This is a genomic window from Pantoea sp. Morm (assembly GCF_016643525.1).
GTDB classification, from domain to species: Bacteria; Pseudomonadota; Gammaproteobacteria; order Enterobacterales; family Enterobacteriaceae; genus Pantoea; species Pantoea dispersa.
This window is the reverse complement of record NZ_VOQX01000072.1, coordinates 1-23,942: the sequence shown is the minus strand read 5'-3', so window position 1 is coordinate 23,942 and position 23,942 is coordinate 1. Positions and strand designations below refer to the sequence as shown.

At 58.6% G+C, this 23,942-nt stretch carries 23 protein-coding genes and 2 pseudogenes; 12 read left to right on the top strand and 13 right to left on the bottom strand.

All coding sequences use genetic code 11. The annotated features are described in order from the left end of the window. From FT726_RS20450 to ridA, 4 genes and pseudogenes are all read left to right on the top strand, one after another. A pseudogene (locus FT726_RS20450) lies at positions 1–475 on the top strand (ornithine carbamoyltransferase subunit F); the annotation flags it as partial. 241 nt (positions 476–716) lie between these two features. Then, positions 717–1,652: an aspartate carbamoyltransferase gene (pyrB, locus tag FT726_RS20445; protein ID WP_058759564.1), complete on the top strand. Its 936-nt coding sequence runs from the start codon at positions 717–719 to the stop codon at positions 1,650–1,652. Between the two features lie 11 nt (positions 1,653–1,663). Next, positions 1,664–2,128: an aspartate carbamoyltransferase regulatory subunit gene (gene pyrI, locus FT726_RS20440; protein WP_010615964.1), complete on the top strand. Its 465-nt coding sequence runs from the start codon at positions 1,664–1,666 to the stop codon at positions 2,126–2,128. Positions 2,129–2,206: 78 nt separating this feature from the next. Then, positions 2,207–2,593, top strand: a complete 387-nt coding sequence (ridA, locus tag FT726_RS20435; protein ID WP_010615965.1) for a 2-iminobutanoate/2-iminopropanoate deaminase — start codon at positions 2,207–2,209, stop codon at positions 2,591–2,593. 112 nt (positions 2,594–2,705) lie between these two features. Here the strand turns inward: ridA and FT726_RS20430 are convergent, their stop codons facing one another. Continuing rightward, the gene (locus FT726_RS20430; protein WP_346303341.1) at positions 2,706–5,090 is read right to left on the bottom strand and encodes a family 20 glycosylhydrolase; all 2,385 of its coding nucleotides are present in this window, start codon (positions 5,088–5,090) and stop codon (positions 2,706–2,708) included. 278 nt (positions 5,091–5,368) lie between these two features. On the opposite strand from FT726_RS20430, the gene nrdD reads away from it, so the two are divergent. Continuing rightward, positions 5,369–7,507, top strand: a complete 2,139-nt coding sequence (gene nrdD, locus FT726_RS20425; RefSeq protein WP_288423121.1) for an anaerobic ribonucleoside-triphosphate reductase — start codon at positions 5,369–5,371, stop codon at positions 7,505–7,507. Then, positions 7,504–7,968 (top strand): annotated as a pseudogene (nrdG, locus tag FT726_RS20420) (anaerobic ribonucleoside-triphosphate reductase-activating protein); the annotation flags it as partial. The gene nrdD and the pseudogene nrdG, both read left to right, overlap by 4 nt. Here the strand turns inward: nrdG and FT726_RS20415 are convergent. Continuing rightward, positions 7,963–8,997 (bottom strand): permease, encoded by a 1,035-nt coding sequence (locus FT726_RS20415; RefSeq protein WP_346303340.1) that lies wholly within the window; start codon positions 8,995–8,997, stop codon positions 7,963–7,965. The pseudogene nrdG and the gene FT726_RS20415 sit on opposite strands and share 6 nt — an antisense overlap. A gap of 237 nt (positions 8,998–9,234) precedes the next feature. On the opposite strand from FT726_RS20415, the gene FT726_RS20410 reads away from it, so the two are divergent. Beyond that, positions 9,235–9,756: a type 1 glutamine amidotransferase domain-containing protein gene (locus FT726_RS20410; RefSeq protein WP_021507686.1), complete on the top strand. Its 522-nt coding sequence runs from the start codon at positions 9,235–9,237 to the stop codon at positions 9,754–9,756. A gap of 34 nt (positions 9,757–9,790) precedes the next feature. On the opposite strand, the gene FT726_RS20405 is transcribed toward FT726_RS20410, so the two are convergent. Continuing rightward, positions 9,791–10,204: a YhbP family protein gene (locus FT726_RS20405; RefSeq protein ID WP_288423115.1), complete on the bottom strand. Its 414-nt coding sequence runs from the start codon at positions 10,202–10,204 to the stop codon at positions 9,791–9,793. Positions 10,205–10,281: 77 nt separating this feature from the next. Here FT726_RS20405 and FT726_RS20400 point away from each other — a divergent pair, with 77 nt between their 5' ends. Then, the gene (locus FT726_RS20400; RefSeq protein ID WP_021507688.1) at positions 10,282–10,569 is read left to right on the top strand and encodes a GIY-YIG nuclease family protein; all 288 of its coding nucleotides are present in this window, start codon (positions 10,282–10,284) and stop codon (positions 10,567–10,569) included. Here the strand turns inward: FT726_RS20400 and FT726_RS20395 are convergent. Continuing rightward, positions 10,553–11,059, bottom strand: a complete 507-nt coding sequence (locus tag FT726_RS20395; protein ID WP_021507689.1) for a GNAT family N-acetyltransferase — start codon at positions 11,057–11,059, stop codon at positions 10,553–10,555. The two genes, FT726_RS20400 and FT726_RS20395, sit on opposite strands and share 17 nt — an antisense overlap. After that, complete coding sequence (locus tag FT726_RS20390) at positions 11,053–11,577, bottom strand: SCP2 domain-containing protein (protein WP_058759570.1); 525 nt, start codon at positions 11,575–11,577, stop codon at positions 11,053–11,055. The genes FT726_RS20395 and FT726_RS20390 overlap by 7 nt, the downstream gene beginning before the upstream one ends. A 205-nt stretch (positions 11,578–11,782) precedes the next feature. On the opposite strand from FT726_RS20390, the gene FT726_RS20385 reads away from it, so the two are divergent. The 3 genes from FT726_RS20385 (at position 11,783) to FT726_RS20375 (ending at position 14,799) form a co-directional block, all read left to right on the top strand. After that, positions 11,783–12,778, top strand: a complete 996-nt coding sequence (locus FT726_RS20385) for a peptidase U32 family protein (RefSeq protein ID WP_058759571.1) — start codon at positions 11,783–11,785, stop codon at positions 12,776–12,778. A 9-nt stretch (positions 12,779–12,787) separates the two neighbouring features. After that, positions 12,788–13,672, top strand: a complete 885-nt coding sequence (locus FT726_RS20380; RefSeq protein WP_058780386.1) for a U32 family peptidase — start codon at positions 12,788–12,790, stop codon at positions 13,670–13,672. A gap of 116 nt (positions 13,673–13,788) precedes the next feature. After that, complete coding sequence (locus FT726_RS20375; RefSeq protein WP_288423110.1) at positions 13,789–14,799, top strand: luciferase-like monooxygenase; 1,011 nt, start codon at positions 13,789–13,791, stop codon at positions 14,797–14,799. A 3-nt stretch (positions 14,800–14,802) separates the two neighbouring features. Here the strand turns inward: FT726_RS20375 and FT726_RS20370 are convergent, their stop codons facing one another. Next, positions 14,803–15,720 carry an AraC family transcriptional regulator gene (locus FT726_RS20370; protein WP_021507694.1) on the bottom strand — a complete coding sequence of 306 codons (918 nt, stop codon included), beginning with the start codon at positions 15,718–15,720 and terminating at the stop codon, positions 14,803–14,805. Positions 15,721–15,901: 181 nt separating this feature from the next. On the opposite strand from FT726_RS20370, the gene FT726_RS20365 reads away from it, so the two are divergent. Further along, entirely contained in the window at positions 15,902–16,648 is a 747-nt protein-coding gene (locus FT726_RS20365) for an SDR family NAD(P)-dependent oxidoreductase (protein ID WP_021507695.1), read from the top strand. 65 nt (positions 16,649–16,713) lie between these two features. On the opposite strand, the gene FT726_RS20360 is transcribed toward FT726_RS20365, so the two are convergent. From FT726_RS20360 to rbfA, 7 genes are all read right to left on the bottom strand, one after another. Next, positions 16,714–18,600 (bottom strand): DEAD/DEAH family ATP-dependent RNA helicase, encoded by a 1,887-nt coding sequence (locus tag FT726_RS20360; protein WP_222985851.1) that lies wholly within the window; start codon positions 18,598–18,600, stop codon positions 16,714–16,716. A 16-nt stretch (positions 18,601–18,616) separates the two neighbouring features. Next, complete coding sequence (gene yrbN / locus FT726_RS27660) at positions 18,617–18,673, bottom strand: protein YrbN (RefSeq protein WP_098053093.1); 57 nt, start codon at positions 18,671–18,673, stop codon at positions 18,617–18,619. 105 nt (positions 18,674–18,778) lie between these two features. Continuing rightward, on the bottom strand, positions 18,779–19,663 hold the full coding sequence (gene nlpI / locus FT726_RS20355; RefSeq protein WP_021507697.1) for a lipoprotein NlpI: 885 nt from the start codon (positions 19,661–19,663) through the stop codon (positions 18,779–18,781). Positions 19,664–19,792: 129 nt separating this feature from the next. Further along, positions 19,793–21,928 (bottom strand): polyribonucleotide nucleotidyltransferase, encoded by a 2,136-nt coding sequence (gene pnp / locus FT726_RS20350; RefSeq protein WP_346303339.1) that lies wholly within the window; start codon positions 21,926–21,928, stop codon positions 19,793–19,795. 311 nt (positions 21,929–22,239) lie between these two features. Beyond that, a complete protein-coding gene (gene rpsO / locus FT726_RS20345; protein ID WP_034826514.1) occupies positions 22,240–22,509 on the bottom strand; it encodes a 30S ribosomal protein S15 in 270 nt (89 codons plus the stop codon). A gap of 135 nt (positions 22,510–22,644) precedes the next feature. Continuing rightward, positions 22,645–23,589, bottom strand: coding sequence for a tRNA pseudouridine(55) synthase TruB (gene truB / locus FT726_RS20340; RefSeq protein ID WP_346303338.1), 945 nt, complete (start codon positions 23,587–23,589; stop codon positions 22,645–22,647). Further along, positions 23,589–23,942, bottom strand: a 354-nt coding sequence (gene rbfA, locus FT726_RS20335; protein WP_346303337.1) for a 30S ribosome-binding factor RbfA, incomplete at its 5' end; no start/stop codon positions are given. The genes truB and rbfA, both read right to left, overlap by 1 nt.

The window sequence follows — 23,942 nt, the reverse complement described above, 5'->3', positions numbered from 1 at the left end:
GCTGGTGGGGCTGGATCGGCGGCTGGTGGCGCCGAAAGGCTGCTGGCCAGAAGAGGAGCTGGTGGCGCAGTGCCGCGCGGCAGCACAGCACACCGGCGGCAAAATCACCCTGACGGAAGAGATTGCCGAAGGCGTGCAGGGTGCTGATTTCATCTATACCGACGTCTGGGTATCAATGGGCGAAGCGAAATCAGTGTGGGAAGAGCGCATCGCCCTGCTGCGTCCTTATCAGGTGAACAGCGCGATGCTGGCGCTGACCGGCAATCCACAGGTGAAATTCCTGCACTGCCTGCCCGCGTTTCATGATGACCAAACCACGCTCGGACGGCAGATGGCCGAACAGTATGGTCTGCATGACGGCATGGAAGTCAGCAACGAGGTGTTTGAATCCGACCATAGCGTGGTGTTTGACCAGGCGGAAAATCGCATGCACACCATCAAAGCGGTGATGGTGGCGACGCTGAGTCAGCGCTAAGCCCGCGCGGCGCAAACGTTTACCTCGCGCGTGATTTCTGCTTGATGCGGCTCAGTGAATGCGTATAATGCGCCACAATTTGCCGGAGGAAACATGCAACAGCGCAGCGCACAATTTGCCGCTCCCGTACGCCTGAATGCAGGCGGCGCACCTGTTTCTTTCCGTCATTCATCGATCGCCAGAAAGCCCCTGTAAAGGGGCTTTTTTTTGTCCGCAATCCGGCAGCGCAGAGGAGAGAGCTATGGCCAACCCGCTATATCGCAAGCACATTATTTCCATCAACGACCTCAACCGCGATGAGCTGGAGCTGGTGCTGCATACCGCCGCCCAGCTGAAAGCCCATCCGCAGCCGGAGCTGCTGAAACACAACGTTATCGCCAGCTGCTTCTTTGAGGCTTCAACGCGCACCCGCCTGTCGTTTGAAACCGCGATGCACCGGCTGGGCGCGTCGGTGGTGGGGTTTGCCGACGGCAGCAACACCTCGCTGGGCAAGAAAGGGGAAACCCTCGCCGATACCATCTCGGTGATTGGCACCTATGTGGATGCCATCGTGATGCGCCATCCGCAGGAAGGGGCGGCGCGGCTGGCCACGGAGTTCTCGGGCGGCGTGCCGATCCTTAACGCCGGTGACGGCGCCAACCAGCACCCGACGCAGACGCTACTCGATCTGTTCACCATCCGGGAAACCCAGAGCCGCCTCGATAACCTCAACGTGGCGATGGTTGGCGACCTGAAATATGGCCGCACCGTGCATTCGCTGACCCAGGCGCTGGCGAAGTTCAGCGGCAACCGCTTCTACTTCATCGCACCGGATGCGCTGGCGATGCCGTCCTACATCACCGATATGCTGGATGAACAGACCATTGCCTGGTCGCGCCACGACAGCATCGAAGAAGTGATGCCGGAGCTGGATATTCTCTACATGACGCGCGTACAGAAAGAGCGTCTCGATCCCTCAGAGTATGCCAACGTGAAAGCGCAGTTCATCCTGCGGGCGGCCGATCTGGCCGGCGCGCGCGATAACATGAAGGTGCTGCATCCGCTGCCGCGCATTGATGAGATCACCACCGATGTCGACAGCACGCCGCACGCCTGGTATTTCCAGCAGGCCGGCAACGGCATCTATGCCCGCCAGGCCCTGCTGGCGCTGGTACTGAATAGCGAACTGGCACTGTAAGGAGCAGAACGATGACCCACGATAACAAACTGCAGGTTGAAGCCATCAAACGCGGCACGGTGATTGACCACATTCCGGCGCAGGTCGGCTTTAAGCTACTGTCACTGTTCCGCCTCACCGAAACCGATCAGCGCATCACCATCGGCCTTAATCTGCCGTCGGGCGAGATGGGGCGTAAGGATCTGATCAAAATCGAAAATACTTTTCTGACCGATGATCAGATCAATCAGCTGGCGGTGTACGCGCCGCACGCCACGGTGAATCGCATTGATGAGTATGAAGTGGTGGCGAAGATCGCACCGACGCTGCCGGAACGCATCGAGCGCGTGCTGACCTGTCCCAACGGCAACTGCATCAGCCGCAGCGAGCCGGTGTTCTCCAGCTTTGCGGTGAAGCAGCGCGATGACGATGTGCACCTGAAGTGTAAATACTGCGAGAAAGAGTTCGCGCGCCACGTGGTGCTCGGTCACTGGTAATCGCCCGTTTCCTCCCTATAATGGGGCGAACATTTTCGCGGCGGGCAAGGGTTCGCCGCGCATGCCTAAGGAGAAACAATGTCTCGCGAAATCAGTACTGAAAAAGCCCCGGCAGCGATTGGCCCGTACGTCCAGGGCGTGGATCTCGGCAGCATGATCATCACCTCCGGCCAGATCCCGGTCGATCCGGCCACCGGTGCGGTTCCGGACGACATCGCCGCGCAGGCGCGTCAGTCGCTCGAGAATGTGAAGGCGATTGTGCTGGCCGCTGGCCTGCAGGTGGGCGACATTGTGAAGACCACCGTGTTCGTCAAAGACCTGAACGATTTCGCCACGGTCAACGCCACCTATGAAGCGTTTTTCACCGAGCATCAGGCCAGCTTCCCGGCGCGCTCCTGCGTGGAAGTGGCGCGTCTGCCGAAAGACGTGAAGATTGAGATCGAAGCCATCGCGGTACGCCGCTGATTTAGCTGTCATCAATCACACAGCATGCAGGGGGCGTATCCGTGCGCACCTGGCGAGATCGCCAGGTCGTCATCAATGACGACCCTGCATAGTTCGTGAATTCCGATCTTCCCTATCTCGACGATCGCAGCAGTTTCTCCAGCGGTCGCACCAGCGCCAGCACCGTTTCATCCTGCACCTGCGCCGCCGCATCCAGCCGGGCGTGCATCTGCGCCACCTCGCCTGCGCCATAGGCCTGGTTGCGCTCCAGCGCATTCACCAGATCCAGCCCCATCCGGCTCAGCTCAGCGACCTGACGCACCTGCGGCTGCAGCGCTTTCAGCTGATAGTTGCCCAGCACCAGCGGCATCACTGCATCGCTGTTGCGCTGCCAGCGCTGCAGCTGATGGCGCAGGGCGCTGGCGGCAGCATGATCGCCGCGATTGGCGATCAGCGCATCCACCTGCTTATCCAGCAGGCGCACCGGCTCGCTCTCAGCCGGCAGCACGTCCGCCAGCCGGTTCAGCGGCTCAAAATAGTCATAATGCCCGGCCTGAAACTTCAGGTGCTGGCGGGTGTAATACTGCGCGGGTTCCAGCACTTCCGCCAGCACGCGCAGCGGAGTGATATCGCTGCTGTTGGCCAGCCGCATCATCTGCACCTCGGCCTGCTGATGCTGCTGCAGGCCGACTGACACCGTCCCCCAGCGATCAATCGCGCTGAGCCGCTGGTACATATTCTCGCTGTCGGTCACATCCTGCGCCGACCACAGCCGCTCCGCCACCACAAAGGCGCGCGGCCACAGCCGCGTATCAATCACCCGGCTATTCACGTTCTCCGCCCACAGCGCCGCTTCACCGCCCAGCAAATCACGCTGCAGCTGAGCGGGCGTGGGCAGTACCGGGGCAATACCGGCCGGTATCTGCGCCAGCCTGCTGCCTGTGGTCGGATAGCGTACGTTGCCCACCAGCACGTAGCCGGTCAGGCTGTCACGCGTCAGCGTCACCACCGGCTGAAACGGCCCCATCCAGCTGTCGACGCTGAAGGTCAGCTGCGTCGGTGATAGCCAGCGAATGTCGCTGACCTGGCGTTGCGCCTTGCCGCTGAAATCGATAAAACCGCGCCAGCCGTTTTTGCCCTCAATCAGGGTGAAACTGCCCTGCACCGCGCTGCCTTTCAGACGCGGCATAGTGAACTGCCAGCTTTGCGCCTGATCGTCGGCGCGCAGTTGATCGACGCCGTTCAGCCCCTGCGGCCAGAGCTCGTTGCGATAGTGATACGCGGCGCTCTGCGGCTGGTCGAGATAAAAACCGGTGGAAAGAATGCCGCGATACCCCTGCTTTACCACTTCGCTCAGCGCGTCCTGCCCCTGCCACGACTGAATCACAATACTTTTCGGCAGGTCGGGATGGTACACCTCATCCCAGCCAAGCATGCGCCGCTGATGCGCGGCGAGAATCTTCTCCACCCGCTGGTTGAACCACGCCTGCAGCGCATGGGCGTCCTGCAGGCCGTGGTCGCGCATAAACTGCTGAATCTTCGGTGAGGCGTTCCACTGACTGGGATCGACTTCATCCCCGCCGATGTGAATATAGGGATCGGGAAAGATCGCCGCGACTTCGCCAATCAGCGTATCGATAAAGCGAAACACCGCTTCATTGCTGGGATCGAGCAAGGGTTTAAACACCCCCCAGCCGCGCTCCATGGCATACGGCCCCGGCGCGCTCATCAGCTCTGGCATCGCTACGGCCAGCGCGGAAGCATGGCCGGGCAGATCGATTTCCGGCACCACGCGCACGCCGCGCTGGGTGGCATAGTGCACCAGCTCGCGCATTTGCTGCTGGCTGTAGAACAGGCCATCACTGGCCTGCTGCTGCAGCTGCGGATAGTGACTGGAAGCAAAGCGCCAGCCCTGATCGTCGGTCAGGTGCCAGTGAAACACGTTCATGCGCGCCGCGGCGATACCATCAATCTGCCGCTTGAGGGTTTCCAGCGGCAGGAAGTGGCGCACCGGGTCGATCAGCACGCCGCGCCACGGGAAGCGCGGCCGATCGTCAATGGTGACAAAGGGAATTTGCGTGCCGCTGGCGGTGTTGGCGATCAGCTGCAGCAGGGTTTCCATGCCGCGCATCGCGCCAAAACGGGTAGGTGCCTGCAGCAGTACGCCACTGCTGCTGACCTCCAGATGGTAGCTTTCGTCGCTGTCCGGTTGCGGTAGCGGATCGACCGCGTCGGCAATCCGGACCTGAATGGCGGGACGATCGCTGGCCGGGCTGGCGGGCAGCAACGCCCAGCCGGTTTGCCGCGCAATGCGGGCGCGCCAGCGCGCTTCGGCCCCTTCCAGGTGATCGCCGGTGATGTGCAGCGAAAATTGCGGCGTCAGGTTAAACGCGCCACCGCCTGCGGGCTGCGTCACCTGCTGTGGCCACGGCATCAGCGGCAGATCGCCTGCCGGTGCGGCCTGCGTGGAAAACGTCAGGGAACACAAAACGGCCAGCAGCGTACGGGGCAGAAGCATGGTGGGCATCCTTGTAAGGCAAAACGATGGGCCGGAAATGGCGCAAAACGCTCATTAAACCTGTTTCGCAACGCAAAGCAAGTTGCAACCGGCTGAAGTTTGTGCGGCTTAAAACTTTTCAGTGTAGCGGCTGTTGACCACTGCACGGCTTTCAGGCGCTGGCCGCGCTTCTTTGCGACAGGTCAAAAACAGTGCGATTAATTCCCTCTGAAACACCACATGTTGCGATTACACTCCTTAAAATTATCTACATGTAGTTTTCAGCGGAGAAAGGGAAGATGGCAACGGTAGTGATTAAGCGTGACGGTTGCAGGGTGCCATTTGATGCCCGACGCATTGAAGTTGCAGTGCGGGCCGCCGCGCAGGCCGCCCAGGTTGACGACCTGGCCTGGTGCACGACAGTCGCTCAGCAGGTCAGCGCGCAGCTGGCAACGCAGGCTGAAGTCGATATTCGCGACATCCAGTGTGCCGTGGAAGAGGCGCTGATGAGCGGACGCTGGCCACAGCTGGCGCGCGCCTATATCGAATACCGTCACGACCGGGATCTGGCGCGCGAGCAGCGCGGCAAGCTGCACCATGCCATTCGCGGCCTGGTGGAACAGACCAACGCGGCGCTGCTCAACGAAAACGCCAACAAAGACAGCAAAGTGATCCCGACGCAGCGCGACCTGCTGGCCGGCATCGTGGCCAAACATTATGCCCAGCAGCAGTTGCTGCCGCGCGATGTGGTGCTGGCGCACGAGCGTGGGGAAATCCATTATCACGACCTCGACTACTCTCCCTTCTTCCCGATGTTTAACTGCATGCTGATCGATCTGCACGGCATGCTGACGCACGGCTTCAAAATGGGTAACGCCGAGATTGAACCGCCAAAATCCATCGCCACCGCCACCGCGGTGACGGCGCAGATCATTGCGCAGGTCGCCAGCCATATTTACGGCGGCACCACCATAAACCGCATTGACGAAGTGCTGGCGCCGTTTGTCACCCTCAGCCTTGAAAAACATCGCCAGATTGCCCGCGAATGGCAGATTGCTGACGTGGAAGCTTACGCGCACGCACGCACGGAAAAAGAGTGCTACGACGCGTTTCAGTCGCTGGAGTACGAAGTCAATACGCTGCACACCGCCAACGGCCAGACGCCGTTCGTCACTTTTGGCTTTGGCCTCGGCACCGACTGGGCGGCGCGCCTGATTCAGCAATCGATTCTGCGCAACCGCATTGCCGGGCTGGGCAAAAACCATAAAACCGCGGTGTTTCCTAAGCTGGTGTTTGCCATTCGCGAAGGCGTCAATCGCCGCGCCGGCGACATCAATTACGACATCAAACAGCTGGCGCTGGAGTGTGCCAGCAAGCGCATGTATCCGGATATTCTCAACTACGACAAAGTGGTGGAAGTCACCGGCTCGTTCAAAACGCCGATGGGCTGCCGCAGCTTCCTCGGCGTTTACGAGGAAAACGGCGAGCAGATTCATGAGGGCCGCAACAACATCGGCGTGATCAGCCTCAACCTGCCGCGCATTGCGTTAGAAGCCCAGGGAGACGAAGCCCGCTTCTGGACGTTGCTGGATGCGCGCCTGGCGCTGGCGAAGCGGGCGCTGATGACCCGCATTGCCCGGCTGGAAAAAACCAAAGCGCGCGTCGCACCGATTCTTTACATGGAAGGTGCCTGCGGCGTGCGGCTCAACGCGGACGATGAGGTGGGCAAGATCTTCCGCAACGGCCGCGCCTCGATCTCGCTGGGCTATATCGGTCTGCATGAAACACTCAACGCGCTAAGCGGCAACGCCGTGCATCCGTATGATGCCGCGCACCTGCGCGCAACCGGCGTGGCGATTGTGACGCATCTGCGCCAGGCGGTGGATGCATGGAAAGCGGAAACCGGCTACGGCTTTAGCCTGTACAGTACGCCCAGTGAAAACCTGTGCGATCGCTTCTGTCGCCTTGATGCCGCCGAATTTGGCGTAGTGCCGGGCGTGACCGACAAAGGCTATTACACCAACAGCTTCCATCTCGACGTAGAGAAAAAGGTCAATCCGTACGACAAAATCGACTTTGAAGCGCCCTACCCGGCCATCGCTAACGGCGGCTTCATCTGTTACGGCGAATACCCCAACATTCAGCACAACCTGCGGGCGCTGGAAGATGTGTGGGATTACAGCTACGACCGCGTGCCCTATTACGGCACCAACACGCCGATCGATGAGTGCTACGAGTGCGGCTTCAGCGGCGAGTTCAGCTGTACCAGCAAAGGCTTTACCTGTCCTTGCTGCGGCAATCACGATCCGGCGCGCGTTTCGGTCACGCGCCGCGTCTGCGGCTATCTTGGCAGCCCGGATGCGCGGCCGTTCAACGCCGGCAAGCAGGAAGAGGTGCAGCGCCGCGTCAAACACCTTGATACCGGACAGCTGGGATGATGCACATTCATCGCTACTACGATGTGGATATCGTGAATGGTCCCGGCACGCGCTGCACGCTGTTTGTCGCGGGCTGTGAACATCAGTGTCGCGGCTGCTACAACCAGAGCACCTGGCGGCCTGACTCCGGCGTGCCGTTTACGCTGGCCATGGAGGAGCAGCTGATCGCCGATCTGCAGGATCAACGCATTCCGCGTCAGGGGCTGTCGCTGAGCGGCGGCGATCCGCTGCATCCGCACAATGTGCCGCATATTCGCCGGCTGGTGAAACGCGTGCGGCGCGACTGTCCGGATAAAGATATCTGGCTGTGGACCGGCTACACCCTGGCGGAGCTGACGGCGGCGCAGCGTGAAGTGATTGCGGAAATCGACGTGCTGATTGATGGACGTTTCATCGAAGCGGAAAAAGATGCGCGGCTGCTGTGGCGCGGCAGCCGCAATCAGACTATCTGGTATCTACGCCAGCCACAGTGCGAGGATGCCGAGCAGCATGCCGCTGACGGCCACGCCGCAGAAGGCGATCCACAGCGCGCGCGGCGGGAACGCGCGATGCAGCATCAGTAGCGACGGCACGCTGACCGCGGGCAGCGTCACCAGCAGCGCCAGCGCCGGTGCGATGCCCATGCCCGCCAGCATCATGGTTTGCACGATGGGGATCTCGGCGGCGGTCGGGATCACAAACAGGCAGCCGGCGATGGCCATCAGCATCACCCAGAACAGCGTATTCCCCACCGCGCCGTCCGCGTGCGGAAACAGCCAGACGCGCGCGGCGCCGAGCAGCAGCACCGCCACGATGTAGAGCGGAATGGTGTTACAGAACAGCCGCCACATCACGCGCAGCCAGCGCGTCACAAACCGTTCATGGCTTTCTTGCGGCAACAGCGGCGCGGCAACGGCGGTTTCCGGCACGCTGCGCTGCACCAGCATGGCAATCCCCAGCACCATCACCCCACCCGCCACCAGCCGAATGGCGGCAAACTGCCAGCCGAGCACAAAGCCCATAAACACCAGCGTTGCCGGATTGAGCAGCGGATTCGCCAGCCAGAACGCCATCGCCGCGCCGCTTGAAACCTGCGCCTGGCGCAGGCCGACGGTCACCGGCGCGGCACAGCAGCTGCACATCATGCCCGGCAGGCCAAAACCGGTGCCGACCAGCGTGGCCCCCAGCCGGTTGCTGCCCATCAGGCGCAGCAGCCAGCGGCGCGGAATCAGCACCTGCACCAGCGAGCCCAGCACCACACCGAGCACCGCGGCTTTCCACACCGCGAGAAAATAGACCATGGCGTAATCCAGCGCGGCGCGCCACGGCGAATCTGCGGCACTGGCAAGAATAGAGCGGCCGATGGAATGGGTTTCTGCGGCCGTGAAGGCTTTGCCATAGTAAGGCTGCCATTTAACGTACCACAGGCCGATAAGCACCACAGCGAGGAACAGCAGCGGTTTCCACCAGGCGAAGCGGGCCGCTGGTGCAGGTGAGGCGAATTGGGTCATGACCGGTTCCGTATTCAACTGAATAACGTATGCCGCGCGGAGGGCGCGACGCAGATCCCACAGTGTTATTCAGGTTATGCCCGTGTGCCAGCGTCGTCACGCTTAAACTTGATCTGTCTCCGGAATTTAACCAATCCCGCCTGTGCCGGCTGGCTTGCGTTTCCGCGCTCAGGGTCCAGACTTGTCTGTTGAAACGTGTCACGCACAGCAGGTGCGTGACCAGCAAGGAGGAGAAAGATGAGCAAGAAAATAGCGGTTCTGATTACCGATGAATTTGAAGACTCAGAGTTTACCTCACCGGCCGAGGCCTTCACCAAAGCGGGCCATGAAGTGGTCACCATTGAGATGCAGGCGGGCAAAACCGTGAAGGGAAAACAGGGCAAAGCCGAAGTCAAAATCGACAAGGATATTGACCATGTCAGCCCGGCCGAGTTCGACGCGCTGTTGCTGCCCGGTGGTCATTCGCCTGACGCGCTGCGCGGTGACGATCGCTTTGTCACCTTTACTAAAGAGTTTGTCGCCAGCGGCAAACCGATTTTCGCCATCTGTCACGGTCCGCAGCTGCTGATCAGCGCGAACGGCGTGCGCGGTCGCAAAATGACCTGCGTGAAAGCTATCGCCATCGATCTGCGCAATGCCGGCGCGGACTTTTACGATAAAGAGGTGGTGGTTGATGATGACAAGCTGGTTACCAGCCGCACGCCTGAAGACCTGCCCGCGTTTAACCGCGAATCCCTGCGCATTCTGAACGCAGCGTAAGGCGGTCGCCCGGTGCGCCTCTGCGCGTGCCGGGCTAACGCTGCCAGACAATCTTTTTGCCAAACCCCAGCGCGTTATCGGTCATTTTCAGCTCATCCAGCGTAATTTCCCACAGCGGCGCGGTGACTTTTTTTGCCACCGGAAAGCGGGACTGATAGGCCTTCAGCGCCTGCGCCTCATCAGTCAGCTTAATACGCCCGCGATACTGCACGCCTTTAATCAACAGCACCGTTTTCGGCTGGCCGTTCACCGTGCCGGCGACGCGTGGATGACGTGCCATCAGCGCGCCGTGACGCGTATCCGCTTCGGTCATCAGCCAGAACGCCATGCGCGCTTCATCGAACACGTAGAAACAGTTGGCGCACCATAGCGCATCACCGTCGCTGGCACATAGCGACAGCACGTGCTGCTTTTTCAGATAGCGAATCAGATGAGAATGGTCAGACAAGAGCAACTCCGTGCGTTGATAGCGATGCGGCCGCAGGCGCGTTACACTGCCCGCCAGCACATGAACGAGGTTTGTAAATGGAACAGGGCTGGCAGCTGTATATGCTGCAAACCGCCGCCGGGATGCTTTATACCGGCATCACCACTGACGTCAACCGTCGCCTGCAGCAGCACCAGCAGGGGCGCGGAGCCCGTGCGCTGCGCGGCAAAGGTCCACTGACGCTGGTGTTTCACTGCGCGGCCGGCGATCGCGCGGCGGCTTCCCGGCTGGAGTATCAGGTAAAACAGCTGAGCCGGGCGCAGAAACTGCTGCTGGTTGCCCAGCAGCCAGCCTGCTTAACGGCGTGGTTTAGTCGATACGATTGAAAGGTGCCGAGAAGGCGATCAGCCCTTCTGCCCCATCGAACGCATCGTCCGCCAGTTTATACACCTGAAACGCCGCTTCGCTGCCGGGCCAGCGGCAGTGCAGGCCGTGACGCGCCGCCGGCTCAAAGCCGAGCGGATTGTAGAACTGCGGATCGCCCAGCACCACCACGGCGCTGTAGCTGAACTCATTGAGCGAATCGAGCCCTTCATACACCAGCTGTTTAGCAATGCCCTGACTGCGCACCGAGGCATCAACCGCCAGCGGCGCCAGCGCCACCCAGTTACGATCCTCGCCCTGCAACGTCACCGGACTGAAGGCGGCATAACCCAGCACCTGGCCTTCGTCATCGGTAGCCACCACGCCCAGCGTGAGTAAACCGTCTTCACGCAGCTGCTGTACCAGTTCCGCTTCGGCTGCGGTGGCAAAACTGCGCTTTAACAGGCTGTCGATGCCTGCCGCGTCCACACCAATTTCAGTACGAATCAACATGAGATCCCCGCGCGCGCCTCAGCGGCCTTCGCGTCCTGTGTCATTCCTGCCTCAACAAAAGCAGCCAGCTGCAGCAACCCCGTACGCAATGGCGTGGGCATGGCGTCCAGTTCTATGGCATCCATCAGATTCTTCACCTCCAGTCCCAGCTCCGTGTCGCCCTCAATCACCAGACGGCGCTGAAAGAACAACATATCGGGGTCGGCTTTGCGTGCTGCTACCAGCAGCAGATCGTTGGCTTCGCCACGAAACCAGACATCTGCTTCGGCGTCGCGCGAAACGGTCAGGCGCCCGTCCTGCAGCGTGGTGATCCAGCGCAGATTGACGTCCGCGATCTCAATGCCGAGATAACGCCCTTGCAGAAAGTCTAACTCACCTTCAGCCAAAGCATGACGAAATTGCCAGTTTAGGAGTTGTTGCAAAACCGTTTTTTTCACGGCGAATGGTGTTAGCGACACCGGTAAAGCGAGGAATTCCGGCCCTTTTTCAATTAACAGGCCGCGTAAGCGTGCGAACATGCGCTGCACTCCCTTGAGAAAATTTTATCTATATTGCCACATCCGACGGCTTTCGCCTCAACCGGGATCAAGGAAATCGCCCCGCGTCTGTGCGAAAATTCTCCATTCCGCCCTGGCAATCCCGCTTTCACTGCCTTAAATCAACATTGCAGCACCTGCGCTTCCTTACACTCAACGGCGTTCAGAATCCGGGGGAGGAAATTGTATGGAACTGCTGTGTCCGGCGGGGAATTTACCTGCGCTGAAATCGGCGGTGGAGCACGGCGCTGACGCGGTGTACGTCGGCCTGAAAGATGACACCAACGCCCGCCACTTTGCTGGCCTCAATTTTACCGATAAGAAACTGGCAGAAGCCGCGCGCTTCCTGCATCAGCACCGGCGTAAACTGCACGTGGCGATCAACACCTTCGCCCATCCTGACGGCCTTAACCGCTGGCAAAGCGCCATTGACGTCGCCGCACAGAACGGTGCCGATGCGCTGATTCTGGCCGATATCGCCACGCTGGAGTACGCCGCCAGCCGCTACCCGCAGGTTGAACGTCACCTGTCAGTGCAGGCGTCCGCCACCAATCTGCAGGCCATTCAGTTTTATCACCGCCACTTTGCGCTGAGCCGCGTGGTGCTGCCGCGCGTGCTGTCGATGCACCAGGTGAAGCAGCTGGCGCGCGAAACGCCGGTGCCGCTCGAAGTATTCGCCTTTGGCAGCCTGTGCATCATGGCCGAAGGCCGCTGCTATCTCTCGTCGTGGCTGACCGGCGAGTCGCCGAACAGCGCGGGCGCCTGTTCACCGGCCAAATTTGTGCGCTGGCAGCAGACGGCACAGGGCATGGAGTCGCGCCTGAACGAAGTGCTGATTGACCGTTACGCCGCCGATGAGAGCGCGGGCTATCCGACGCTGTGTAAAGGGCGCTACGAGGTGGATAACCAGCGCTATCACGTGCTGGAGGAGCCCACCAGCCTGAATACCCTGGCGCTGCTGCCAGAGCTGCTGCGCGCCAATATCGCCTCGGTGAAAATTGAGGGACGCCAGCGCAGCCCGGCCTATGTGGCACAGGTGGCGAAAGTGTGGCGTCAGGCGATCGATCGCTGCATGGCCGATCCGCAACAATTCACGGTGCAGGCGCCGTGGATGCGCGCGCTCGGTGAACTTTCTGAAGGCAGCCAGACCACGCTCGGCGCCTATCACCGCGACTGGCAATAAGGAGACCGTATGAAATACGCCATCGGCCCGGTGCTGTGGTACTGGCCTACCGATACGCTGGAGCAGTTTTACCAGCGCGCCGCAGAGAGCAGCGCAGAGATTGTCTACCTCGGCGAAGCGGTGTGCAGCAAACGTCGCGCCACCGCGTTCAGTCAGTGGATGGAGATGGGCCGCACGCTGGCGGCCAGCGGCAAACAGGTGGTGCTGAGCACGCTGGCGCTGCTGCAGTCCCCTTCGGAAGTCAAAGAGCTGCGCCGCTATGTTGAAAACGGTGAGTTCTTACTGGAAGCCAACGATATCGGCACCGTGAACATGGCGGCAGAGCGCAAACTGCCGTTTGTCGCCGGTCCTACCCTGAATGTGTATAACGCGCAGACGCTCCAGCTGCTGCTGCAGGAGGGCATGACGCGCTGGTGCATGCCGGTGGAGATGTCACGCGACTGGCTGATTCAGCTGTTGCAGCAGTGCCATGACGCTGGCCTGCGCGACCGGTTTGAGGTTGAAGTGCTCGGCTACGGCCATCTGCCGCTGGCGCTATCGGCGCGCTGTTTTACCGCGCGTTCCGAAAACCGTGCCAAAGATGATTGCCAGACCTGCTGTATTGATTATCCCACCGGGCGCCGCGTGCTGTCGCAGGAGGGCCAGCAGGTATTTGTCCTGAACGGCATTCAGACCATGAGCGGCTACTGTTACAACCTTGGCAACGATCTTGCCGGTATGCATGGCTGGATCGATATTGTGCGCCTGTCGCCGCAGGATGAGAGCACGCTGGCACAGGTTGATCGCTTCCGCGCTAACGAAGCGGGTGAAGCGCCGCTGATGATGGCGCGCGGCAGCGACAGCAACGGTTACTGGCGCCGCCTGGCCGGAATGGCGCTGGATAGCGGCGGTTAAAGGCACATTCCGGCTATATTCCTGCCGTTATTAGCAGTTTTAATATGGGTAATGATGCGTAATACTGACTGGTGCAGGTTTACTTATCACCTGCGCCATCCTTTGCTGGAGTACCCATGTCTGAGAAGAAAACTGTTCGCCTGTCCGTGCTGGATCTGGCCCCCATTCCGCAAGGCTCGTCTGCGCGCGATGCCTTCCATAATTCGCTGGCGCTGGCGCGTCAGGCTGAAGCCCTTGGCTTTCATCGCTACTGGCTGGCCGAACACCACAACATGACCGGCATCGCCAGCGCCGCAACGTCGGTGCTGATTGGCTATCTCGCCGCTAACACCGAAACGCTGCGCCTCGGCTCCGGCGGCATCATGCTGCCCAACCACGCACCGCTGGTGATTGCCGAACAGTTTGGCACCCTGGAATCCCTCTACCCTGGCCGTATCGATCTCGGACTGGGCCGCGCGCCCGGCTCCGATCAGCGCACCATGCTGGCGCTGCGCCGTCATCTTTCGAGCGCCCAGGCCGACAGCTTCCCGGAAGATGTGGCCGATCTGATCCGCTGGTTTGATACCGAAGAGGGCGAACATCCGCCGGTGCAGCCGGTGCCTGGCCTCGGACTGAAAATTCCGGTGTGGCTGCTGGGTTCCAGCCTGTATAGCGCGCAGCTGGCGGCGCAGCTTGGTCTGCCGTTTGCCTTTGCTTCGCACTTCGCGCCAGACCTGCTGTTGCAGGCGCTACAACTGTATCGCGAAAAATTCCAGCCCTCTGCGCGTCTGGCAAAACCTTACGCTATGGTGTGCGTCAACGTGGTGGCGGCAGACAGCGATCGTGATGCGCGCTTCCTGTTCACCTCGATGCAGCAGCAGTTCATTAATCTGCGTCGCGGCAAGCCCGGCCCGCTGCCGGCGCCGGTGGAGAACATGGATAACCTGTGGTCGCCGTCCGAACAGTATGGCGTGCAGCAGGCGCTGAGCATGTCGGTGGTGGGCGATAAAGATAAAGTGCGCCACGGCCTTGCCGCGCTGCTGCGCGAAACCCAGGCGGATGAGATCATGGTCAACGGCCAGATTTACGATCCGCAGGCGCGCCTGCGTTCGTTCGCGCTGGCGATGGAAGCCGCACGCACGCTGTAAGCCTTACTGCGGTGGGGAGAGTAGTCCTTCCGGCCCCACCGCCATCTTGCGCACATCGCGCGCCGGAGACTGGCCATAAAAACGGCTGTACTCCCGGCTGAACTGCGACGCACTCTGATAGCCCACCCGATAGCCCGCCGTCCCGGCATCCAGCTTCTCAATCATCATCAACCGGCGCGCTTCGTTGAGCCGCAGCTGCTTCTGATACTGCATCGGCGTCATCGCCGTAACCGCTTTAAAGTGATGGTGCAGCGATGAAATGCTCATGCCAACGCTGCTGGCCAGCTGATCCACCTTCAGCGGTTGATGAAAGTTTTCGCGCAGCCAGCGCGCCGCGCGCGCCACTTTGTTGCCCGGGCGCTCGGTCAGCGCCATGTTCAGAATGCGCGGCCCTTCCGGCCCGGTCAGCAGGCGATAGAAAATCTCCTGCTCAATCAGCGGTGCCAGCGCGGCGATATCCTGGGGCTGATCCAGCAGCGCCACCAGCCGCATCACCGCATCCACCAGCGGTGGCGCGACTTTATGGACGGTAATGCTGCGTTCGGGGGCAGCGCTGCCAATCTGCTGCGGCGGGAAATGCTCCAGATAGCGCAGCAGACGCGCTTCGTTGATGGTGATGCCGACGCCAAGACAGGGTTTCTCTGGCGTCGCCAGCACCACGCAGGACTGCACCGGCATGTCCATGGTGACCAGCAGCAGATCGCCCGGCCCGTAATGCATCACATCATCGCCCATGCGCAGTGCTTTCTGGCCCTGGGCCATCAGCGCAAACCCCGCCCAGCTGGCAATGTGCGCCAGGCTGGAGGGGTGCGAGCTGCGGCCAAAAGAGAGAAAATCAATCGCGCTGGCGGTGCGCCCATCCTGCTGCGCGTGACGGGCAATCATCGCCACCAGCTGCTGCCACTGTTCCTGATGAATCATGCGTTATGCACTCCGCGATGAAAAATCACTGAATCCCCATTCTTACCTGCCGATGCGGTTGCGCCTAGTCCCTGCGCCACAGATTTGCAGGATCGTGCAAAAAGCTTGCAGGATTGCGCTACCGCACAAAGCGGCAACAGCGCATGCTTTACTCACCCGAAATCTCAGGTGGAGAGACACAATGCAAGCACTTGAAGGCAAAATTGCGCTGGTGACGGGCGCGTCGAAAGGCATTGGCGCCGCCATCGCCATGACTTTCGCCGCGGCCGGCGCCCGGGTGGTGGTGAATTATCGTCAGGATGAAGCGGGCGCAGCGGATGTGGTGACCGATATCTGTGCGCTGGGAAGCGACGCCATCGCCGTACAGGCCGATATATCCCGTGAAGCTGACGTGCAGCGCCTGTTCGCCAGCAGTATTGCGCAGTTTGGCGCGCCAGACATCGTGGTCAACAACGCCGGCATGTTTCACCATGGCGACTTCGCCAGCCTCAGCGTCAGCGACATGCAGCAACAGCTCAACGTCAATCTGCTCGGTACGCTGCTGGTGTGCCAGCAGGCGGCGCAGCATTTCCCGGCGCGCGGCGGCTGTATCATCAACCTCAGCGCGCTAAACAGCCAGCGCAGCCTGCCCGGCTCGGTACTGTGGTCAGCGACCAAAGGCGCAATCGATACCTTAACGCAGGGGCTGGCACGTGAGCTGGGCCCGCGTAATATTCGCGTCAACGCGCTGGCGCCGGGGATCATTCTGACCGAAGGGCTGCTGGCAGCGAAAAAAATGAATGCGGAATTTAAAGCGCAGCTGATCGCGGCCACGCCGCTGGGACGCTTTGGCCTGCCGGAGGATGTGGCGCAGGTGGCGCTGTTTCTGGCGTCGGAAGAGTCGGCTTATGTTACCGGTGAGCGGGTGCTGATTGCCGGCGGCGTGTAAAGCCCGCGTTACAGACATAAAAAAAGGACGCTTGCGCGTCCTTTTTATTTTTAAGCGATTAACGCTTATGCATCACGGCGACGTGGTGCAGCTGCACCTTCGTCGCGACGTGGGCCACGGCCACCTTCACGGCTGAAACGTCCGCCTTCACGACCGCCTTCGCGACGCTCAGAGAAACGACGAGGTGCGCCACCTTCACGGTTGCCACCCTCGCGGTTACCACGACGCTCACCACCGAAGTCACGACCGCCGCTACGACGCTCGGTGCGCTCGTGTGGCTGTGCATCGCCCAGCAGCTGCATATTCATCGGCTTGTTGAGAATACGCGTACGCGTGAAGTGCTGCAGGACTTCACCCGGCATGCCTTTTGGCAGCTCGATAGTGGAGTGAGTACCAAACAGCTTGATGTTACCGATGTAACGGCTGCTGATGTCGCCTTCGTTAGCAATCGCGCCCACGATATGACGCACTTCAACACCGTCATCACGGCCCACTTCAATGCGGTACAGCTGCATTTCGCCAACGTCACGACGTTCGCGACGTGGACGATCGCCACCTTCGCGGCTGTCACGGCGTGGACGGTCGCCGCCACGCTCATCGCGATCGCGGAATTCACGACGCTGTGGACGTGGTGCATCTGGTGGCAGAATCAGTGGACGTTCGCCCTGCGCCATTTTCAGCAGTGCAGCGGCCAGCGTTTCCATATCCAGCTCTTCTTCTGGCTGCATTTTAGCCAGCAGCGCACGGTACTGATCCAGATCGCTGCTTTCCAGCTGCTGCTGAACTTTCGCAGCGAACTGCGCCAGACGACGCTGACTCAGCAGCTCGGCGTTAGGCAGCTCAACTTCCGGAATAGTCAGCTTCATGGTGCGTTCGATGTTGCGCAGCAGACGACGCTCGCGGTTCTCAACGAACAGCAGCGCACGGCCAGCACGACCCGCACGACCGGTACGGCCGATACGGTGCACATACGATTCGGCATCCATCGGGATGTCGTAGTTAACCACCAGGCTAATACGCTCAACGTCCAGACCACGGGCCGCAACGTCAGTCGCGATCAGGATATCCAGACGACCGTCTTTCAGGCGCTCCAGCGTCTGCTCACGCAGCGCCTGGTTCATGTCACCGTTCAGCGCGGCGCTGTTGTAGCCGTTACGCTCCAGCGTTTCTGCGACTTCCAGCGTGGCATTTTTGGTGCGCACGAAGATGATGGCAGCATCGAAGTCTTCCGCTTCGAGGAAGCGCACCAGAGCGTCAGACTTACGGCCGTAAGCGGTCCAGTAAGACTGAGAAATGTCCGGGCGTGTAGTGATGCTGGACTGGATGCGCACTTCCTGCGGATCCTTCATGAAACGCTTAGTGATACGGCGAATCGCTTCCGGCATGGTTGCAGAGAACAGTGCGGTCTGATGACCTTCCGGGATCTGCGCCATGATGGTTTCAACGTCTTCGATGAAGCCCATACGCAGCATTTCATCGGCTTCGTCCAGTACCAGACCACGCAGGCTGGACAGGTCCAGGGTACCGCGTTTCAGGTGATCCAGCAGACGACCCGGGGTACCAACCACGATCTGTGGACCCTGGCGCAGTGCGCGCAGCTGCACGTCATAACGCTGGCCACCGTACAGGGCCACGACATTAATACCGCGCATGTGTTTAGAGAATTCTGTCATCGCTTCAGCCACCTGAACCGCCAGTTCGCGGGTCGGCGCCAGCACCAGGATTTGCGGTGCGCGGACAGAAGGATCAACGTTGTTCAGCAGCGGCAGCGAGAACGCTGCTGTTTTACCACTACCGGTCTGCGCCATACCCAGCACATCACGGCCCGCCAGCAGGTGAGGAATACACTCAGCCTGGATTGGCGATGGCTTAACGTAGCCCATACCGTTCAGTGATTCGAGGATGTCGGCGTTCAGGCCCAGATCAGCAAAAGTGGTTTGAATATCAGTCATGTAGTACACGTGCCTCTTAGATTGCGGCGGCCAGTCTACATAACTCGTCGTGAAAACTTTCAGTCATTTTCATCAAAAAGTGTGAACCGGCTCAAATTAGAAGTTTTGACGAACAGAAAAGCCCTCACCTGTTCAGGCGATGACTTTACGGGTAAATCAGGCAATAAAAGTTCGTCAGCTATTGCTGGTCAGATTCTGATAAATCGTCTTGTGTCTGGCCGAGTTGCGCCAGTTCCAACAATGCGTATCGGTGTTCAACAAAGTTATTGACGTTGTTGGCCACCGCCAGTTTGAACAACGCTTTCGCGTCGTCCTTCTCCCCCAGACTTAGGTAGTACTTACCTAAATAGAAGTTGGTTTCACTGAGATGTTCAGCGAGCGAGGTGTTATCCGTTGCGTCCGCCTTGAGACGTTCCATCAATGTTTTTTCACTGATGTCGCCCAGGTAGAACTCGACAATATTCCATCCCCATTGGTCCTTAGCCGCCTTATCGTAACGCTGTTGGAGCGTCACTTTTGCCTTGTCGGCATCCATCTCGCGTTCAACGAGGTAGAGCCACAGGCTGCGGAACGGATCGTTAGGATCGTCTTGATAAAACGCCAGCAGATCATCTTGCGCTAACTTGTATCGACCGCCGTAATAGAGGGCGATACCACGGTTTAAATGCGCATAGTTGTAAGTTGGATCAAGCTCAAGTACAGAATCAAACGCTTCATAGGCAGCATCAAAATTGCCTGCCTGCGTTAAGTAAATGCCGAGATAGTTAAACACTTCCGGCATATCCGGTCTGATAGACAGCGCTTGCGAGAAATCGTTTCGCGCTAATGCCCTCAGACCCAGACTATCATACAACACTCCGCGCTCATATAACAGCTGTGCGCGTTCATCATCGGTCAGGGCCCGACTGGCAAGAATTTGTTCCATTCGCGCCAGAATAACCTCTTGCTGCAGTGTGGGCTGCAAAGGTACTGCCAGAACTTCGTTCTTACGCCAATTGGAGTTGCTGCATCCTGCCAGCGTGATAGCTGTCGCAACAAAACACCAGCGCAAAAAAGGCTTCATTTCCCACTCCCGAATACAAACATTGGGATAACCATCCTGTCATCCGCCTGCTGTGCACAAGGATTCCCGCCCTCGCGATGATCCAAATACCTCTCCCCGAAAAGCAGGGAGAGGCCAATCAGTAAACGCTTACTCGGCGTCAGATGCATTCGTTGCAGCAGGGGTTTCTTCCGCTGGTTTCTGCTCTGTCGCTTCTTTGATGCTCAGGCGTACGCGGCCCTGACGGTCCACTTCCATCACTTTCACTGGAACTTCCTGACCCATCTGCAGATAGTCGGTCACTTTCTCAACACGCTTATCAGCGATCTGAGAAATGTGTACTAAACCTTCTTTACCGCCGCCGATTGCCACGAAGGCACCGAAATCAACGATACGCGTCACTTTACCAGAATAGATACGACCCACTTCGATTTCAGCGGTGATCTCTTCGATACGACGAATCGCTTCTTTCGCTTTGTTACCGTCGGTTGCTGCGATTTTCACGGTGCCATCATCTTCGATTTCGATGGTGGTGCCGGTTTCTTCGGTCAGCGCACGGATAACAGAACCGCCTTTACCGATAACATCTTTGATCTTGTCTGAATTGATCTTGATGGTGTAAATGCGCGGTGCAAATTCAGAAATTTCCTGACGTGGGGTGCTGATGGCCTGCTCCATCACGCTCAGGATGTGCAGACGCGCGCCCTTAGCCTGATTCAGTGCAACCTGCATGATCTCACGGGTGATACCTTCAATTTTGATATCCATCTGCAACGCAGTGATACCGTCGCGGCTGCCCGCTACTTTGAAGTCCATATCGCCGAGGTGATCTTCATCGCCCAGGATGTCAGACAGAACCACGAAGTTCTCATTTTCTTTGACCAGACCCATCGCGATACCGGCTACGGCTGCTTTGATCGGTACGCCTGCGTCCATCAGTGCCAGAGAAGCACCACACACAGAAGCCATTGAAGAAGAACCGTTAGATTCGGTGATTTCTGACACCACACGGACGGTGTACGGGAACTCTTCCTGCTTCGGCATCACTGCCAGCACGCCACGCTTCGCCAGACGACCGTGACCAATTTCACGACGCTTCGGTGAGCCAACCATGCCGGTTTCGCCCACTGAGTATGGAGGGAAGTTGTAGTGGAACAGGAAGCTATCAGTACGCTCGCCCATCAGCTCATCCAGGTTCTGCGCATCACGGGCGGTACCCAGTGTTGCGGTAACCAGTGCCTGCGTTTCACCACGGGTGAACAGAGAAGAACCGTGAGTACGTGGCAGCACGCCAGTACGTACATCCAGACCACGAATCATATCTTTTTCGCGGCCATCGATACGTGGCTCACCACGGATGATACGGCTACGCACAACGCTCTTCTCGAGATCGTGAACGATGTCAGCGATTTCGCCAGCATCTAATGATTCATCTTCAGCCTGCAGTGCAGCGATGGTGGCATCTTTTACTGCGCCAACCTGAGTGTAACGCTCTTGCTTATCAGTGATGCGGTAAGCATCAGCGATACCGGCTTCTGCCAGTGCAGCAACACGTGCAATCAGTGCATCGTTCGCTGGCTCTGGCTGCCAATCCCAACGTGGTTTGCCCGCTTCAGCAACCAGCGCGTTGATGTTTTCGATAACAACCTGCTGCTGATCGTGGCCGAACACCACAGCACCCAGCATCTGATCTTCGGTCAGCACTTCCGCTTCAGATTCAACCATCAGAACCGCGTTCTGAGTACCGGCAACCACCAGGTCCAGACGTGAGGTTTTGATCTCATCAGCAGTTGGGTTCAGTACGTATTGATCGTTGATGTAACCTACGCGTGCAGCACCGATTGGGCCGTTGAATGGCAGACCAGACAGCGCTAATGCAGCAGAAGCACCGATCATCGCAACGATGTCCGGGTTAACCTGCGGGTTTACAGAAACAACGGTCGCAATAACCTGTACTTCGTTGATGAAACCTTCCGGGAACAGTGGACGCACTGGACGGTCAATCAGACGAGAAATCAGGGTTTCACCTTCGCTTGGACGGCCTTCACGACGGAAGAAGCTACCCGGGATACGACCAGCAGCGTAAGTACGCTCCTGATAGTTAACCGTCAGCGGGAAGAAATCCTGACCTGGTTTGGTTTTTTTCTGGCCAACAACGGTAACAAATACCGCTGTGTCGTCCATGCTAGCCATAACTGCTGCAGTGGCCTGGCGCGCCATCATGCCGGTTTCCAGCGTGACGGTATGCTGACCATATTGGAATTTGCGTACGATCGGGTTCAGCAAAATTTAAGTCCTTAAATTCGAGGGGCAGAGCGCTCTTTGGCTCGCCGGGGTTTACCGATCTTTAGTTGCATCCTCGCGACTAATGACAATCTTCAACCGCTCATGCGGTAAAGCCTCTCATTAGCCGCGCGAAACGCTGCAAGCAAAGATCACTCTCAGCAACAATACATGAGTTTGGTACGGAATGCTGCGGATTGCTCGAAAAAAGGGGCCATAAAGGCCCCCTTTTCGCGAAACTCGCACAAATCTGATCGTCAGATGCGCTTTTCTGCATAGTGCATGTGCTACATCGTTGATCAGATTCTTCAGACTTAGCGACGCAGACCCAGGGTTTCGATCAGGCTGGTGTAACGTGCAACGTCTTTACGCTTCAGGTAGTCCAGCAGCTTACGACGCTGAGATACCATGCGCAGCAGACCGCGACGGCTGTGGTGGTCTTTTTTGTGCTCAGAGAAGTGACCCTGCAGGTGGTTAATCTGAGCAGTCAGCAGAGCAACCTGAACTTCAGTTGAACCGCTGTCGTTAGCACCACGACCGAATTTAGCAACGATCTCTGCTTTAGCTTCTACGCTTAGAGACATAATAAACTCCGAAATAATAAATGAATGGTTGGGTGCCGATCTCTAATTCAGCAGCCCGCTTTAAAAGCCGCGCTATTCTACTCTTCGCCTGATTGCAACGCAAATGCGCCGTTAGCTCAAACGTGAATGTGTTGATTAGGCGGGAAACTCGACCACCAGACGACGCGGCGCTACGCGCCCATCTTCCGCGATTTCAGCCATGCCGATAAATTTGTGCTCTTCACCTTCGGTAACACGCACCAATCCCTGTTCAGGCGCATTCGCCACCTGCACCGGCATCCCCTGCTTGAAATAAGCGGCGACAGAGGGCAGCAAATTGACGATGGGGAACTCCTCCGCAGGGCTATCCATTGGCAGCAGCAGTGCATCCAGTGCACGGTAGTCTGGCGTTTCTGCTGCGTTGGCTTCAGCCGCCATCGCCTGCAACTGCTCAAAGGTGATCATGCGATCAATCGGATACTTAGCCACCTGCAAACGACGCAACATAATCACATGTGCGCCGCAGCCGAGCTTCTCGCCGAGGTCATCGATGATGGTGCGAATATAAGTGCCCTTGGAAACGTGAATTTCCAGCTCCAGCTCATCCCCTTCCCAGCGAATAAACTGCAGTTCAAACACGGTGATCGGACGTGCTTCACGCGGAACGGTAATGCCTTCACGCGCGTATTCATACAGCTTGCGGCCTTGGTACTTCAACGCAGAGAACATGGTGGGTACTTGTAAGGTGTCACCACGGAAGCTCTCCAGCGCCGCATCAAGCTGGGCTTGATTGAAGGTCACCGGGCGCGTTTCGACGACATTGCCATCAGCGTCTGAGGTATCCGTACGCTCGCCGAGGCGGGCAATAACGCGATAGCGTTTATCGGAATCGAGCAGGAACTGCGAGAACTTCGTCGCTTCACCGAGGCAGATCGGCAGCATGCCTGTTGCCAGGGGATCAAGCGCACCCGTGTGACCCGCTTTGTTAGCATGGAACAGACGCTTCACTTTCTGCAGCACATCGTTCGAGGATGCGCCCTGATGCTTATCCAGCAAAAACACACCGTGGACGTCGCGACCGCGACGACGAGGACGACTCATTAGTCCTCCTTGTCATCTTCCGCCGGGCTTTCGCCACGACGCTCAACGTCACTTTTGATCACGTTGCTGACCAGGTTAGACATGCGCATCCCTTCGATCAGCGAGTTGTCATAGAAGAAGGTCAGTTCAGGTACGATACGCAGACGCATCGCTTTCCCCACCAGAATACGGATATAACCTGAGGCTTCTTTCAGCGCCTTCAGACCATTTTTTACCGCATCTTCATCCTGGTCATTCAAAAAGGTCACGAAGACTTTGGCATACGCCAGGTCGCGCGACACTTCTACGCCGGATACCGTTACCATCATGCCAAGGCGCGGGTCTTTAATTTCACGTTGCAGGATAATTGCGAT

Coding starts and splice junctions, on each gene's coding strand:
- pyrB (WP_058759564.1), top strand. CDS start 717: ATGGCCAACCCGCTATATCGCAAGCACATTATTTCCATCAACGACCTC.
- pyrI (WP_010615964.1), top strand. CDS start 1,664: ATGACCCACGATAACAAACTGCAGGTTGAAGCCATCAAACGCGGCACG.
- ridA (WP_010615965.1), top strand. CDS start 2,207: ATGTCTCGCGAAATCAGTACTGAAAAAGCCCCGGCAGCGATTGGCCCG.
- FT726_RS20430 (WP_346303341.1), bottom strand. CDS start 5,090: ATGCTTCTGCCCCGTACGCTGCTGGCCGTTTTGTGTTCCCTGACGTTT.
- nrdD (WP_288423121.1), top strand. CDS start 5,369: ATGGCAACGGTAGTGATTAAGCGTGACGGTTGCAGGGTGCCATTTGAT.
- FT726_RS20415 (WP_346303340.1), bottom strand. CDS start 8,997: ATGACCCAATTCGCCTCACCTGCACCAGCGGCCCGCTTCGCCTGGTGG.
- FT726_RS20410 (WP_021507686.1), top strand. CDS start 9,235: ATGAGCAAGAAAATAGCGGTTCTGATTACCGATGAATTTGAAGACTCA.
- FT726_RS20400 (WP_021507688.1), top strand. CDS start 10,282: ATGGAACAGGGCTGGCAGCTGTATATGCTGCAAACCGCCGCCGGGATG.
- FT726_RS20395 (WP_021507689.1), bottom strand. CDS start 11,059: ATGTTGATTCGTACTGAAATTGGTGTGGACGCGGCAGGCATCGACAGC.
- FT726_RS20390 (WP_058759570.1), bottom strand. CDS start 11,577: ATGTTCGCACGCTTACGCGGCCTGTTAATTGAAAAAGGGCCGGAATTC.
- FT726_RS20385 (WP_058759571.1), top strand. CDS start 11,783: ATGGAACTGCTGTGTCCGGCGGGGAATTTACCTGCGCTGAAATCGGCG.
- FT726_RS20380 (WP_058780386.1), top strand. CDS start 12,788: ATGAAATACGCCATCGGCCCGGTGCTGTGGTACTGGCCTACCGATACG.
- FT726_RS20375 (WP_288423110.1), top strand. CDS start 13,789: ATGTCTGAGAAGAAAACTGTTCGCCTGTCCGTGCTGGATCTGGCCCCC.
- FT726_RS20370 (WP_021507694.1), bottom strand. CDS start 15,720: ATGATTCATCAGGAACAGTGGCAGCAGCTGGTGGCGATGATTGCCCGT.
- FT726_RS20365 (WP_021507695.1), top strand. CDS start 15,902: ATGCAAGCACTTGAAGGCAAAATTGCGCTGGTGACGGGCGCGTCGAAA.
- FT726_RS20360 (WP_222985851.1), bottom strand. CDS start 18,600: ATGACTGATATTCAAACCACTTTTGCTGATCTGGGCCTGAACGCCGAC.
- nlpI (WP_021507697.1), bottom strand. CDS start 19,663: ATGAAGCCTTTTTTGCGCTGGTGTTTTGTTGCGACAGCTATCACGCTG.
- rpsO (WP_034826514.1), bottom strand. CDS start 22,509: ATGTCTCTAAGCGTAGAAGCTAAAGCAGAGATCGTTGCTAAATTCGGT.
- truB (WP_346303338.1), bottom strand. CDS start 23,589: ATGAGTCGTCCTCGTCGTCGCGGTCGCGACGTCCACGGTGTGTTTTTG.